The sequence below is a fragment of the Catellatospora aurea genome (assembly GCF_042663325.1).
Lineage (GTDB): Bacteria > Actinomycetota > Actinomycetes > Mycobacteriales > Micromonosporaceae > Catellatospora > Catellatospora aurea.
On sequence record NZ_JBHTAC010000025.1, the window covers coordinates 71,117 to 83,841 of the forward strand.

Sequence of the window (12,725 nt, forward strand, 5' to 3'; positions counted from 1 at the left end):
GACCCGACAGCGTTGTCTCGGGCCGAATGTCCGGTTGCCGTCTACCCAGTGCAGCGACAGAATCACCAGGAGTCGCAGCTGGGAGTTCTCTGGACATGACACCACATTGGACGCATTCACCGGCAGGCCGGGTCACCCGCCTGCGGGGCGCGTCCACGGAGGTGATCGAGCTCGCGCTGAGCCCGCTGCCGGACGACGCGCCCGCGGTGCTGACCTACCGCCCGCCCGTCTCGGCCTCCGCGGCCGAGGTCGTGGCGTGTGCGCTGACCGAGCTGGAGTCCGCCGCGTCGCGGTTGTTCCCGGCCTGGCTGCCCACCGCCGAACATCTCGAAGGGCCGGGCGGCGGCGGCGTGCCCGCGGTCCGGGCGCTGGCGATCGAGCAGGCAGCCGGATCACGCCACTTCGGGCCATTTCTGGCTGATCTGGCCGAGCAGGCGCTGCGCGAGCGGGCGGGTCCGGCACACCTGGCGCGGCGGAGGCCGATCGCGGGCCGGTTCGCGCCCGAGGTGCGGGCCGCGGGGCTGGCCCGCGTGGCCGCCGAGAGCTACCGGCGGGCGAGCACCGCACTGCTGGTCGACGTGCCCGCGGGGCTGACCGGGCCGCAGCAGTTGGCGCTGGCCGCCGGCGGGGAGTGGCTGGCCGCCCACGGCGGATTCGCGGTATGGCTGGCCGGAGCCGACCTGCCCGACGCGGCCCGCGTCGCGGTGCAGCCGGTGCGGCTGCCCGAACACGTCGCCGAGCTGGTCGCGACCGCGGACGACCGGCCCGTCGCCGGGCCGCCCCCGGCGACGCTGACGTATCCGCCGGTCGAGGGCCGCCCGCGGGCCGACAGCGCCGCGGAGACCGCGCTGGAGGCGGCGCTGGTCGAAGCGGCCTGGGCCATCGGCCGGATCTGGAACCGCCGGTACGCGGCCCGTCCGCACTACGTCATCGACCTGGTGTGGCACGACGAGCGCTGTGCCGTGGAGATCGACGGCGACGAGCACCGCGGCCCGCGCAAGTTCGCCCACGACCGCCGCCGCGACGTGCTTCTGCAACTCGACGGCTACGCCGTGCTGCGCTTCACCAACCACCAGGTCCTCACCGAACTCGGCCAGGTGCTGGCACACCTGGAGCAGTACCTCCGATCCCGACGCACCGACGCGCACAAGGAGAAGAAATGACCAAGCTCAAGCCCTCGGAGAAGGCGTGCCTGCTGCTGCTCATGTCGGAGGCCCGTGAGGTCTCCAACAGCGAGCTGCGGGAGCGCTACGACGGCTTCTCGATCCAGGGTGCGGACAGCCGTGCCCTGGTCGAGAACGGGTTCGCCACCAAGCGCAAGGGCGCCAAGGGCGCGCTGGTGCACGAGCTGACCGACAAGGGCTGGGCGCAGTGCAAGGAGGAGCTGACGTCGGAGTTCGTCAAGGGCGCGGGTCCCGCCTACCCGGCGCTGCACGCGCTGCTCGGCGCGGTGGACCGCTACCTGCGCCGGGCGGAGCTGAGCCTGCCCGACCTGTTCACCGCCAGCACCCCGCCGCCCGCCCCGCAGCCCGTGGCCAAGGTCAAGCCGGTCGTCAAGCGCGGCCTGGAGAAGCGGGTGCGCACCGCGTACGACAAGCTCGCCGACGCGCCGCAGGCCTGGGTCAGCCTCACCGACCTGCGCCGGGAACTGACCGGGGCGACGGCCGGCGAGGTCGACGCGGCACTGATGAAGATGGCGGTCGGGGGTGCCATCGTGCTGGTGCCCGAGGACAACCAGAAGACGCTCACCGATGAGGACCGCGCGGCCGCGATCCACATCGGCGGTGAGGACAAGCACCTGCTGTCGATCGAGGCGGCATGAACCCCGAGCAGCGCAGGGCGCTGGCGAACCTGCGCTTCGACGTCGCGCCGGTGCCCGACGACGTCTGGCGCGGCTCGCCGTTCCATGTCGAGGCGCTGCACGACGACGTGGTGCGGCACATCCTGCACGGCCTGGACGACGCCCGGCGCAGCCCCGACGGCAGCCCGATCGGCATCGCCATGCAGGGCCAGCCCGGCTCGGGCAAGACGCACCTGCTCGGCTGGGTACGCGAGCAGACCCAACGCGGCGGCGGCTACTTCTTCCTGGTCGGGCTGCTGGACGGGGCCGCGTTCTGGTCCAGCGCCACGCTGGCCGTGGTCAACGGGCTCCAGCGCGACCACCTCGGCCAGGGCAGCCAGCTGTCGGTGTTCCTGGACCGGCTGTGCGCCGCGGCCGGCGTGCCCGAGCAGGCCGCCGCGGCGGTCACCGGCCGCGCCCCGCTGACCCGGGCCCACCTCGACGAGTTCGCCGCCGCGCTGCGCCGCTTCGACGGCCCCGTCGGCATGGCCTGCCACCACACCGCGCGGGCGCTCGCGCTGCTCGGGGCCGTCGACGACCCGGCCGCGCAGGACGTCGGCTACACGTACCTGCAGTCGATGCAGGAAATGGAGCCGGGCGAGCGCCAGGAGTGGGGCATCCACCCGGTGCAGAAGCCACCGCAGCTGGTCATGCAGGAGCTGTCGCAGCTGCTGGCGCTGACCGGCCCGACGGTGGTCGCCATCGACCAGATCGACACCCTCGTCGCCCAGCTGTGGAGCAGCACCGCGCTCAAGGAGGCGGGCACCGAGAGCGTCGAGCAGACCCAGCTGATCAACCAGATCGCGGACGGCCTGATGGCGCTGCGGCAGACCACCCGGCGCACCCTGACCGTGCTGGCCTGCCTGCCCTCGACCTGGACGCTGATCCGCACCCGGGCCACCAAGTCGGTCGCCGACCGGTTCCGGGAGCCGGTCACGCTCAAGGGCATCGCCAGCGCCGACATCGCCCGCGACATCGTCGCCAAGCGGTTCGCGGTGCGCTTCGGCGAGCTGGGCTTCGTGCCGCCGTACGCGACCTGGCCGGTGCGGGAGGAGGCGTTCGCCGAGGCGACCGTGTTCACCCCACGGCTGCTCATCAACCGGATCAACGAGCACGTGCAGGCCTGCCTGCGCGAGGGCGTGGCACGCGAGCTGGCCGGCTTCACCGAGTCCGAGGACCGCGCCGCCGTGCTGGTGCCCGCCGAGGTGCTCGACGACAAGCTCGACCGGCGCTTCGCCGAGCTGCGCGAGGGCGCGGACGTGGGACCGGCGCTGGCGGGGCCCACCGAGGACGGCGAGATGCCGGAGCTGCTGGCCGCCGGGCTGTCCGCGTGGATCGAGGAACTGGGCGAGGCGGGGCGGGCATTCCGGGTCGACCCGCCGCAGGGCGGCAAGGTGCCGCTGCACGCCCGGCTGCGGCGCAGCCTCGACGAGGCCACCGAGGACGAGCAGCACTGGTCGTTCCGGGCGATCGCGCACACCAACGCGATCGCCGCGCTGTCGCGGCTGCAGGCGGCCCGCACCAGCGCGGGCCTGAGCCGGGGCATCGGCAAACGCAAGCTGTTCCTGCTGCGCAACATCGACTGGAACAAGGGCGCGAAGACGCAGGAGGTGCTGAAGGCGTTCGCCGCGGACGGCGGCACCCGGCTGAGCATCGGCGAGGACGACCTGCGCACCTTCGCCGCGCTGCGGCAGCTGCTCGCCGAACGGGACTCCGGCCTGGCCGCCTGGCTGGCCGACCGCCGCCCGGCCGGGCGCACTATGCTGCTGCGTACGGTGCTCGGCGAGATCGTGGCCGAGATCGCCGTGGCCGAGCAGGCCGCCGAACGCCGCCGGGACCAGGCGGTACACGCGCAGACCGGCAGTGGCGAAACGGCGCGGGAGCCGGGCGCGACGGCGCAGGCCGGAGCCGAGGCAGACGGTGCCGCAGACATCGGTGTGGACGCCTTCGGCGGGTCGGTGGGCGAACCAGCCGTGCGTGACGCCGCGCCCGCGCACACGATCACGCTGGGCGCGGGGTACGACGACGGCGAGCCGGTGCGGCTGGACCTGGAGTCGCTGCGCAAGCACACCGCGATCTTCGCGGGCAGCGGGTCGGGCAAGACGGTGCTGATCCGGCGGCTGGTCGAGGAGTGCGCGCTGCAGGGCGTGTCCACGATCGTGCTGGACCCCAACAACGACCTGGCGCGCCTGGGCGACCCCTGGCCCGAGCCGCCCGCGGGCTGGTCGGCCGGCGACGCGGCGCGCTCGGCGGAGTACCTGGCGCACACCGACGTGGTGGTGTGGACGCCGCGGCGGGAGGCGGGGCGGCCGCTGAGCTTCCAGCCGCTGCCGGAGTTCGCGACCATCCGCGACGACGCCGACGAGTTCGGGGCCGCCATCGACGCCGCCGTGGCCAGCCTCGCGCCACGGGCGAAGGTCGACGGGGGCACCGCCAAGGCGATGCGCGGGCAGGCGGTGCTCAACGAGGCGTTGCGGCACTTCGCGCGCAGCGGCGGCGAGGGCATCCGGGCGTTCGTCGGGGTGCTCAGCGCGCTGCCGGACGGGGTGAGCCAGCTGGAGGACGCCGAGAAGATCGCGTTCGAGCTGTCGCAGAACCTGACCGCGGCGATGGTGACCGACGCCCTGTTCGGCGGCGGCGGCGCACCGGCCGACCCGGGTCTGCTGCTGACGCCCGCGCCCGGCAAGCGCGCCCGGGTGTCGGTGATCAGCCTGGTCGGGCTGCCGTCGGAGCAGCAGCGGCAGAGCTTCGTCAACCAGTTGCAGCTGGCGCTGTTCGCCTGGATCAAGAAGAACCCGGCCGGGGACCGGCCGCTGGGCGGGCTGCTGGTGATGGACGAGGCGCAGACCTTCGCCCCGTCCGGGCCGCTGACCGCCTGTACGCAGAGCACGCTGGCGCTGGCCTCGCAGGCGCGCAAGTACGGCCTGGGCCTGGTCTTCGCCACGCAGGCGCCCAAGGGGCTGCACAACCGCATCTCCGGCAACGCCGCGACGCAGTTCTTCGGGCTGCTCAACGCCCCGGCGCAGATCGAGGCGGCGCGGGAGATGGCGCGGGCCAAGGGCGCGGACGTGCCCGACATCTCGCGGCTGGGGACCGGCGAGTTCTACGCCTCGGGGGAGGGCTTCGAGTTCCGCAAGATGCGCGGCTCGCTGTGCCTGAGCCACCACCCGAAGAGCCCGCTGACCACGGAGGAGGTCGTCGAGCGGGCCAAGCGCTGACGGATCTCCGCAGGGCCGTCCCGCCGACTGGCGGGGCGGCCCTGCGCTGTGCCACTATGGGCAACAGTTCTAGAACAGTTGGAGGAACTGTGGGTGCCATCACCGCCGCGGGCCTGCCCGCGCTGCTGCCCGCCGCAGGGCTGATGCACGACCCGGGCGCCGCCGGCCGGTTCGGCGACTACGGCGGGCGCTACGTGCCCGAAGCGCTCATGCCGGCCTGCGCGCAGGTCGAGGAGGCGTTCCGCGAGGCCTGGGCCGACGCCGGCTTCCGCCGCGACCTCGACCGGCTGCTGACCGTGTACGCCGGCCGGCCCACCCCGCTGACCCCGGCCTGGAACCTGTCCGCCGAGCTGGGCGTCGACATCCTGCTCAAGCGGGAGGACCTGGCCCACACCGGCTCCCACAAGATCAATAACGTGCTCGGGCAGGCGCTGCTGGCCCGCCGGATGGGCCGCACCCGGCTGATCGCCGAGACCGGCGCGGGCCAGCACGGCGTGGCGACCGCGACCGCCGGCGCGCTGCTGGGCCTGGCGGTGACGGTGTTCATGGGGCAGAAGGACATGGTCCGCCAGGCGCTCAACGTGCACCGGATGCGGCTGCTCGGGGCGGAGGTCGTCGAGGTCACCAGCGGCAGCCGCACCCTCAAGGACGCCACCAGCGAGGCCATGCGGCACTGGGTGACCTGCGCCGACGAGGCCTACTACTGCCTCGGCTCGGTAATGGGCCCGCACCCGTACCCGTGGATGGTGCGCGAGTTCCAGCGGGTCATCGGCGACGAGGCCCGCGCCCAGTGCGCCACGGAGCTGCCCGCCGCGATCCCCGACTACGTCGTCGCCTGCGTCGGCGGCGGCTCCAACGCCGCGGGCACCTTCGCCGGGTTCGCGAACACCTCCGCACGGCTGGTCGGCGTCGAGGCCGCGGGCGGCGCGGCGATCGCGGGCGGCAAGGTCGCCGTCATGCACGGGCACCGCTCGTACGCCATCCAGGACGAGCACGGCCAGATCCTGGAGGCCGAGTCGGTCGCCGCGGGCCTGGACTACCCGGGCATCGGCCCCGAGCACGCCCACCTGCACGACCTCGGCCGGGCCCGCTACGTCACCGTCACCGACGCCGAGGTGATCGACGCGGTGCGGCGGCTGGCCCGCAGCGAGGGCATCCTGCCCGCGCTGGAGTCGGCCCACGCGATCGCCTGGGTGCTGCGCGCCGCCCGCGACGGCGAGCTGCCGCCCGGCGCGACCGTGCTGATCACCCTGTCCGGCCGCGGCGACAAGGACACCACGACCCTGATGGAGATCCCATGACCACCGTCGACACCGTTGCCGGCGTCGCCGTCGGCCCGCGCCTGCGCGAGCGCCGCGACGCCGGACGCAAGCTGCTCGTGCCCTACGTGACCGGCGGCATCAGCGCCGACTGGACCGACTTCCTGGCGGCGTATGAGCAGGCCGGGGCCGACGCCGTCGAGATCGGACTGCCGTTCTCCGAACCGATGATCGACGGCCCGACCGTGCAGGAGGCCTCGGAGCGGGCCCTGCACCGGGGCGCGACGGTCCGCGGCATCCTCGCCGACCTGCGCCGGGTGCGCGTCTCCGTGCCGCTCGTCGTGATGACCTACTACCACCTGGTGGCCCGCGAGGGGCCCGCGCGGTTCTGCGCCGCGCTGGCCGAGGCCGGGGTACGCGGGCTGATCGTGCCCGACCTGCCCCTGGAGGAACTGGCGGAGCTGGCGCAGGCCGCCGCCGACGCGCAGGTGGACCTGACCCTGGTCGCCGCGCCCAGCGCCGCGCCGTCGCGGCTGCGGGAGATCGCGGCCCGCAGCCGCGGCTTCGTGTACGCGATGACCGGCATGGTCACCACCGGGGAGCGGGCCGAGCTGCCCGCGTCGGCCGGCGAGTTCGCGGCCCGGCTCAAGACCCACGCGGACCTGCCGGTGCTGCTCGGGTTCGGCGTCTCGACGCCCGAGCACGCCGTGGCCGGGGCGCAGGCCGCCGACGGTGTCGTGGTCGCGTCGGCGCTGATGCGCCGCGTCCTCGACGGGGCCACCCCGGCCGAGGTCGGCGCGCTGGTCGCCGAGCTGCGCACCGCGCTGGACACGGCCCACGGCTGACGCGGCGGCGGCGGGATCGCCGATACTGGAGCGATCCCGCCGCCGACCGACAGGAGCCATCGCATGGCCGGGCCCCGCTACCGGGTCATCGCCGCCGACCTCGCCGAGCGCATCCGCTCCGGGGAGTACCCGCCGGGCACCGCGCTGCCCGCGCAGCGGGAGCTGAGCGCCCGGTACGACGTGGCGCTGGCGACGGCGCGGCAGGCGCTGCAGGCCCTGGTCGACGACGGGCTGATCGTGGTCGAGGCGGGCCGGGGCACCTTCGTCGCGCCCGCGCGGCCCGCGTACCGGCTGGACACGCTGCGCAGCTTCGTCGACGACCTGCGCGACCAGGGACACCAGGTCACCACCGAGGTCGTCGCCAGCTCGCTGCGGGCCATGCCCGCCTGGGTCGCGGCGCTGTGGGGCGAGCGTGACGGCACGGCCAAGGCGCTGCGGCTCGAACGGCTCCGGCTGCTCGACGGCGTGCCCGCGATCCACCAGGTGTCCTGGGTGGACCAGCCGTACGCGCAGCTGGTGCGCGGTGTCGACTTCACCGCCACGGCCCTGTACGCGGCCCTCGCCGACGCCGGCATGCAGATCGCCTCGGCGTCCGAGCGCATCGCCGCCGCCACGCTCGGCGAGGCGGGCGCGGCCCTGCTGCACCAGGACGCGGACAGCCCGGTGCTGGTCAGCGACCGGGTCACCCGGACCCGCGACGGCGCGGTCGGGGTCGTCGACCGGGCCGTGCTCGCGGGCGGGCTGATGCAGGTCCGCGCCGAGCGCACCGTGCACCAGGTGTCCGTGCGGTGGGGCGCGCCGCCGCGCTGAGCGCTACGACCGGGCGGCCAGCTCGCGCTCGTAGTAGCGGATCTTCTCCCGCAGGTGCCCGTACTGCCGCTCCAGCAGCGCCATCTGCCCCTCGACCGCCTCGGCGTGGGCGCGCAGCAGCTCGACGCGGTCGGCGATGCTGTCGTCGCCGGTGCGGGCCAGCTCCGCGAAGCGGCACATCTGGTTGATGGGCATGCCGGTGTCGCGCAGGCAGCGCAGCAGCCCGAGCCAGCCGAGGTCGTGATCGGAGAAGACCCGCTGCCCGCCGGGCGTGCGGTCGACCTCGCTCAGCAGGCCGATGCGCTCGTAGTAGCGCAGCGTGTCCAGGCTGAAGCCGCTGCGCCGGGACGTCTCGGAGGGGGTGTACGCGCTCATCCGCTCACGATAGCTTGACCTGGAGCGCGCTCCAGGTGTCAGGCTGGCCCGCATGACGACGACACGGACATTGGGCCGCAGCGGGATCGAGGTCAGCGCGCTGGGCATGGGCTGCTGGGCGATCGGCGGCCCGCTGTGGGGCGAGGACGGGCAGCCCTACGGCTGGGGCGAGGTGGACGACGAGGAGTCGGTCCGCACCGTGCACGCGGCCCTCGACCACGGCATCACCCTGTTCGACACCTCCAGCAACTACGGCGCGGGCCACAGCGAGCGGGTGCTCGGCCGGGCCCTGGCCGGGCGGCGGGACAGCGCGGTCCTCGCCAGCAAGTTCGGCTTCACGGTCGAGGAGCGCACCCGGCTGGCCACCGGCGAGGACTCGTCCACCGCGTACGCGGTGAGCTGCCTCGACGGCATCCTCGACCGCCTCGGCACCGACCACCTCGACCTCTACCAGCTGCACCTGGGCCACCTGCCCGTCGACCAGGCGCTCGACCTGGTGGAGACCCTCGAAGACCTGGTCGCCCAGGGCCGCATCCGGGCGTACGGCTGGAGCACCGACGACGCCGAGCGCGCCGCCGCGTTCGCCAAGGCCGGGGCGCACTGCGCGGCGGTGCAGTACGACACCTCGGTGCTGAACGACAACGCCGCCATGGTCGACGTGCTGGCCACCTGGAACCTGGCCGGGCTCAACCGCGGCCCGCTCGCGATGGGCCTGCTCACCGGCAAGTACCACGGCGCCGTCGGCGCGCTGGGCGGCGACGACGTACGCGGCAAGAGCCCGGAGTGGCTGCGCTGGTTCACCGACGGGGTACCCACGCCGGAGTGGGCGGCGCGGGTCGACCGGGTCCGCGAGGCGCTCACCGCCGACGGCCGCACCCTCACCCAGGGCGCGCTGGGCTGGCTGCTCGCCCGCAGCCCGCACAACGTGCCGATCCCCGGCTGCCGCACCGTCGCCCAGGCCGAGGAGAACTTCGCCCCGCTCGCCCGCACCCCGCTGCCCGCCGACGCCTTCGCCGAGGTCGAGTCCCTGCTGGCCGACCTGCGCGGCTGACACACGCCCGGCGCGGCGTCCGCGGCGGCACGGCGGTGTCCGTGGGTTTACATCTTTTTTGATGTGGCCACATCAAAAAAGATGTAAACCCACCCGGTCACCTCCTCGGCTGGGCGGCACCGCCGGTGCGGGGCGCGGACAATGCGGTTGCCGCGCAGGGATGCGCCTGTCACCGTTGCCGTCGTGGGAAAGACGGACGGGGTGGGGATGTGAGCGGGCGGCTGCGGGAGATCGCACGGCAGACGGTCGAGATCGCCGAGCGCGGCGACTACCGCGACACGGCCGGCGCGCAGGTGGAGATCGGAGCGGCGGTACGGGCCGCCGTCGCGGGCACCCGGCACCACGAGCCGGATGAGCAGCTGAGCCCGGCAGGGCAGCGGAATCTGCAGCCGGAGATCGAGGTGACCCGGGAGTCGACGCTCGTCGCCGCGCGGCGGGCCGGTCCGGCGGCGGCCTGCCTGGTGTTCGCCTCGGCGAAGAACCCGGGCGGCGGCTTCCTCGGCGGGGCGAAGGCGCAGGAGGAGAGCATCGCCCGCGCGTCGGCCCTCTACCCGAGCCTGCTGGCCGCGCCGGACTTCTACGCCTACCACCGGGCGCAGCACGACCTGCGCTACAGCGACCGGGTGATCTACTCGCCGGGGGTGCCGGTGTTCCGGGACGACAAGGGCAACCTGCTCGACGAGGCGTACCAGACCTCGTTCCTGACCTCGGCCGCGCCCAACCTGGGCGCGATCGCCCGCAACCAGCCCGCGGACCTGCCGGACGTGCCCGCGGTGCTGCTGCGCCGGGCGACCCGGGTGCTCACCGTGGCGGCCGCGCACGGGCACCGCACGCTGGTGCTCGGCGCGTGGGGCTGCGGGGTGTTCCGCAACGACCCGGCCGTGGTCGCGCAGGCCTTCGCCGACGCGCTGCGCACCGTGGACCGCTTCGACCGGGTGATCTTCGCGATCTACGACAACCTGGCCGGCACGCCGGTGCACGCGACGTTCGCGCGGGTGTTCGGCGCCGCAGGCTGACCGGTGCTCAGTTCTGGGCCTGGATCTTCTCGCGGATCGAGGCGATCTCGAACCGGTCCGGCACCCGGACCGTCGGCATGCCCTCCATGCCCCACGTGGAGAAGCACTCGCAGCCGGGCACCGGGCACAGCATGTCGGCACACTCCCGCCACCGGCGCGGCGAACGCGGCCGCTCAGAGCGCCGCGGCGGCGCGCAGGCCAAGGCGTGGCGAGGCCAGCACGGGGATGTCGGTCACGCGGCGCTCGGCGACCGGCGCCATCGACGCCTGGGCGAGCACGACGACGTCGGCGTCGGTGACCCCGGCCAGCGCGGCGGCGACCCGGTCGAGGTAACCGTCGAGGTCCCCGGCCTCGAAGCGGTCCCACGCACCGCAGATCATCCGTGCGGACACCGTGACGGAGCAGCCCGCCCGAGCGGCCTCCTCCTCGATCAGCGCCGTGGTGGGCGCGAGCGTGGTGGCGAGCGCGGCCAGCACCGTGATCCGCGGTCCGGCGGCCACGGCCGCGGCGGCCATCGGCCGGTCGACGCGCAGCACCGGGATGCCCGCCCGGTCGGCGGCCTGCTCGGCGAGCGCGCCGATGGTGGAGCAGGTGCACAGCACGGCCCGCGCACCGGCTTCCGCGGCGAGGCCGATCTGCTGAGCCACCTGGTCGGCGACCGCCGGCACGCCGTGGCGGCGGGCGTCGTCGAGCAGGTGTTCGGCGACGATGTGGTACAGCGTCAGCGCCGGCGCCTCCTCGTTGCGGAGCCGGTCGAAGGTGAGCATGTGGGCCTGCGAGGTGTGCAGGAGAGCCAGCATCGTCGTTCGTTTCCGTGCGAGTCGGACATTCGAGGGCGGATCACCGTAGCACCGGGTGAGTCCCGCCCGGCCCCTCGCGAGACAGCCATCACACCCCACCCGTCCCGGCGGGTGCCCGCGGCGGTGCGGGCGCGACTGACACCGGCACGGCCGCGGGGGGTTGCGTACACCTTCGCTCAGTCGCGACCCGTGCCGCGGTAGAGGTCCAGCTCGCCGTCGAGTTCCAGGGTGACCACGGTGGCGTGCGGGTCGAGGTCCGCCGAGTCCGGCGCGTCGATCCAGGTCACGCCGGGCACTTCGCCGAGCCCGCCGGTCACCCGGCGGCCGAGCTCGGCGCCCGTGCCCAGCACGTACGCCCGCTTCACCGGCGTGCGCAGACCCTTGACCGCGATGTGCTCGCCCGGTGCGCCGAACACCACCAGGTGCACGGTGCGGCGGTCGGGGGACGACGTGCTCGGGCCGTAGTGGTGGCCTGCGGGCAGGCCCGCGACGGTGCCGAACACGGCCGCCTCGTGGCGCGCGATCCACGCGCCCAGGCCCTCCAGCCGCTCGACCTGCTCGGCGGGGATGGTGCCGTCGGCTCGCGGGCCGACGTCGAGCAGCAGGTTGCCGCCCATGCCGATGGTCTCGGTGAAGTAGCGCACCAGCTGGGCCACGGTCTTGTGGTTGGTGTCGCCGTGGCGGTAGCCCCACGAGTCGTTGACGGTCAGGCACAGCTCCCACGGCCCGTCCGGCGCCTGCATCGGGATGCCCTGTTCCGGGGTGGCGTAGTCACCGTAGGACATCATCCGCGCGTTGAGGACGGTGTCCGGCTCGGCGGCCAGGATCTGCTCGGACAGCTCCCGCATCCGCCACTGCTGCTCGCTGCGCTCCCACTCGCCGTCGAACCAGAGCAGGTCCGGGCGGTAGCGGTCGATCAGCTCGCCAACCTGTCCGTCGCGGTAGGACAGGTAGCGCGTCCAGGCCGCCGGGTCGTCGGGCCTGCCGTCCTGCGGCGCGACCCACTCGCTGTCGTTGACGTGCTGGGCCTCGCCCTGGCTGCGCACCGAGGCGTAGTCGGGGTGGTTCCAGTCCGAGTGCGAGTAGTAGAGGCCCACCTTGAGGCCGCGCTCGCGTAGCGCCTGCGCGTACGGGCCGATCAGGTCGCGCCCGGCCGGGGTGTGCTCGACGACGTTGCGGCCGCCCTGGGCGGAGTCCCAGAGCGCGATGCCGTCGTGGTGGCGGGCGGTGAGCACCGCGTAGCGGGCGCCGACCCTGGCGAACAGCTCCGCCCACGCCTTCGGGTCGTAGTTCTCGCCCGCGAAACCGGCCTGCTGGCGCATGTACTGCTCGTGCGGGACCTCGCCGGCGTAGAAGGCCCACGACTCCAGGGTGCCGTCGACGGCGTAGATCCCCCAGTGGAGGAAGATGCCGAGCTTGGCCTCGGCGAACCAGGGCTGCATGGCCACGGTGGTGCTCCTGTCTTTCTGGTCGACGGTGGGTAAGGCTAGGGCCGGATCGCCTGGCAGCGC

Annotated in this window: 12 protein-coding genes; 8 read left to right on the plus strand and 4 right to left on the minus strand. The window is 74.0% G+C overall.

Annotation, left to right across the window (positions count from 1 at the left end):
* Positions 1–95 precede the first annotated feature (95 nt).
* From ACFQO7_RS23090 to ACFQO7_RS23115, 6 genes are all read left to right on the plus strand, one after another.
* A complete protein-coding gene (locus ACFQO7_RS23090; protein WP_376808311.1) occupies positions 96–1,163 on the plus strand; it encodes a DUF559 domain-containing protein in 1,068 nt (355 codons plus the stop codon).
* Positions 1,160–1,822, plus strand: coding sequence for a hypothetical protein (locus tag ACFQO7_RS23095; RefSeq protein ID WP_376808312.1), 663 nt, complete (start codon positions 1,160–1,162; stop codon positions 1,820–1,822). Before ACFQO7_RS23090 ends, ACFQO7_RS23095 begins: the two co-directional genes overlap by 4 nt.
* Positions 1,819–5,058, plus strand: coding sequence for a helicase HerA domain-containing protein (locus tag ACFQO7_RS23100; RefSeq protein ID WP_376808313.1), 3,240 nt, complete (start codon positions 1,819–1,821; stop codon positions 5,056–5,058). The genes ACFQO7_RS23095 and ACFQO7_RS23100 overlap by 4 nt, the downstream gene beginning before the upstream one ends.
* Before the next feature lie 143 nt (positions 5,059–5,201).
* A complete protein-coding gene (gene trpB / locus ACFQO7_RS23105; protein WP_376808336.1) occupies positions 5,202–6,359 on the plus strand; it encodes a tryptophan synthase subunit beta in 1,158 nt (385 codons plus the stop codon).
* Positions 6,356–7,162 (plus strand): tryptophan synthase subunit alpha, encoded by an 807-nt coding sequence (trpA, locus tag ACFQO7_RS23110; RefSeq protein ID WP_376808314.1) that lies wholly within the window; start codon positions 6,356–6,358, stop codon positions 7,160–7,162. Before trpB ends, trpA begins: the two co-directional genes overlap by 4 nt.
* 63 nt (positions 7,163–7,225) lie before the next feature.
* Complete coding sequence (locus tag ACFQO7_RS23115) at positions 7,226–7,972, plus strand: GntR family transcriptional regulator (RefSeq protein WP_376808315.1); 747 nt, start codon at positions 7,226–7,228, stop codon at positions 7,970–7,972.
* Between the two features lie 3 nt (positions 7,973–7,975).
* Here ACFQO7_RS23115 and ACFQO7_RS23120 read toward each other — a convergent pair whose 3' ends face one another.
* A complete protein-coding gene (locus ACFQO7_RS23120) occupies positions 7,976–8,347 on the minus strand; it encodes a MerR family transcriptional regulator (protein ID WP_376808316.1) in 372 nt (123 codons plus the stop codon).
* Between the two features lie 52 nt (positions 8,348–8,399).
* On the opposite strand from ACFQO7_RS23120, the gene ACFQO7_RS23125 reads away from it, so the two are divergent.
* Entirely contained in the window at positions 8,400–9,398 is a 999-nt protein-coding gene (locus tag ACFQO7_RS23125) for an aldo/keto reductase (RefSeq protein WP_376808317.1), read from the plus strand.
* A 209-nt stretch (positions 9,399–9,607) separates the two neighbouring features.
* Positions 9,608–10,414 carry a TIGR02452 family protein gene (locus ACFQO7_RS23130; RefSeq protein WP_376808318.1) on the plus strand — a complete coding sequence of 269 codons (807 nt, stop codon included), beginning with the start codon at positions 9,608–9,610 and terminating at the stop codon, positions 10,412–10,414.
* 7 nt (positions 10,415–10,421) lie between these two features.
* Here ACFQO7_RS23130 and ACFQO7_RS23135 read toward each other — a convergent pair whose 3' ends face one another.
* From ACFQO7_RS23135 to ACFQO7_RS23145, 3 genes are all read right to left on the minus strand, one after another.
* Complete coding sequence (locus ACFQO7_RS23135; RefSeq protein ID WP_376808319.1) at positions 10,422–10,547, minus strand: hypothetical protein; 126 nt, start codon at positions 10,545–10,547, stop codon at positions 10,422–10,424.
* A 40-nt stretch (positions 10,548–10,587) separates the two neighbouring features.
* The gene (locus ACFQO7_RS23140) at positions 10,588–11,214 is read right to left on the minus strand and encodes an aspartate/glutamate racemase family protein (RefSeq protein WP_376808320.1); all 627 of its coding nucleotides are present in this window, start codon (positions 11,212–11,214) and stop codon (positions 10,588–10,590) included.
* A gap of 176 nt (positions 11,215–11,390) precedes the next feature.
* Positions 11,391–12,656 (minus strand): alpha-L-fucosidase, encoded by a 1,266-nt coding sequence (locus ACFQO7_RS23145; RefSeq protein ID WP_376808337.1) that lies wholly within the window; start codon positions 12,654–12,656, stop codon positions 11,391–11,393.
* Positions 12,657–12,725 lie beyond the last annotated feature (69 nt).

What these genes read in the sequence shown, in the direction of transcription:
- ACFQO7_RS23100 (WP_376808313.1), top strand. Translation starts at nt 1,819, where the DNA reads ATGAACCCCGAGCAGCGCAGGGCGCTGGCGAACCTGCGCTTCGACGTC.
- trpA (WP_376808314.1), top strand. Translation starts at nt 6,356, where the DNA reads ATGACCACCGTCGACACCGTTGCCGGCGTCGCCGTCGGCCCGCGCCTG.
- ACFQO7_RS23135 (WP_376808319.1), bottom strand. Translation starts at nt 10,547, where the DNA reads ATGCTGTGCCCGGTGCCCGGCTGCGAGTGCTTCTCCACGTGGGGCATG.
- trpB (WP_376808336.1), top strand. Translation starts at nt 5,202, where the DNA reads ATGCACGACCCGGGCGCCGCCGGCCGGTTCGGCGACTACGGCGGGCGC.
- ACFQO7_RS23140 (WP_376808320.1), bottom strand. Translation starts at nt 11,214, where the DNA reads ATGCTGGCTCTCCTGCACACCTCGCAGGCCCACATGCTCACCTTCGAC.
- ACFQO7_RS23125 (WP_376808317.1), top strand. Translation starts at nt 8,400, where the DNA reads ATGACGACGACACGGACATTGGGCCGCAGCGGGATCGAGGTCAGCGCG.
- ACFQO7_RS23120 (WP_376808316.1), bottom strand. Translation starts at nt 8,347, where the DNA reads ATGAGCGCGTACACCCCCTCCGAGACGTCCCGGCGCAGCGGCTTCAGC.
- ACFQO7_RS23095 (WP_376808312.1), top strand. Translation starts at nt 1,160, where the DNA reads ATGACCAAGCTCAAGCCCTCGGAGAAGGCGTGCCTGCTGCTGCTCATG.
- ACFQO7_RS23090 (WP_376808311.1), top strand. Translation starts at nt 96, where the DNA reads ATGACACCACATTGGACGCATTCACCGGCAGGCCGGGTCACCCGCCTG.
- ACFQO7_RS23115 (WP_376808315.1), top strand. Translation starts at nt 7,226, where the DNA reads ATGGCCGGGCCCCGCTACCGGGTCATCGCCGCCGACCTCGCCGAGCGC.
- ACFQO7_RS23145 (WP_376808337.1), bottom strand. Translation starts at nt 12,656, where the DNA reads ATGCAGCCCTGGTTCGCCGAGGCCAAGCTCGGCATCTTCCTCCACTGG.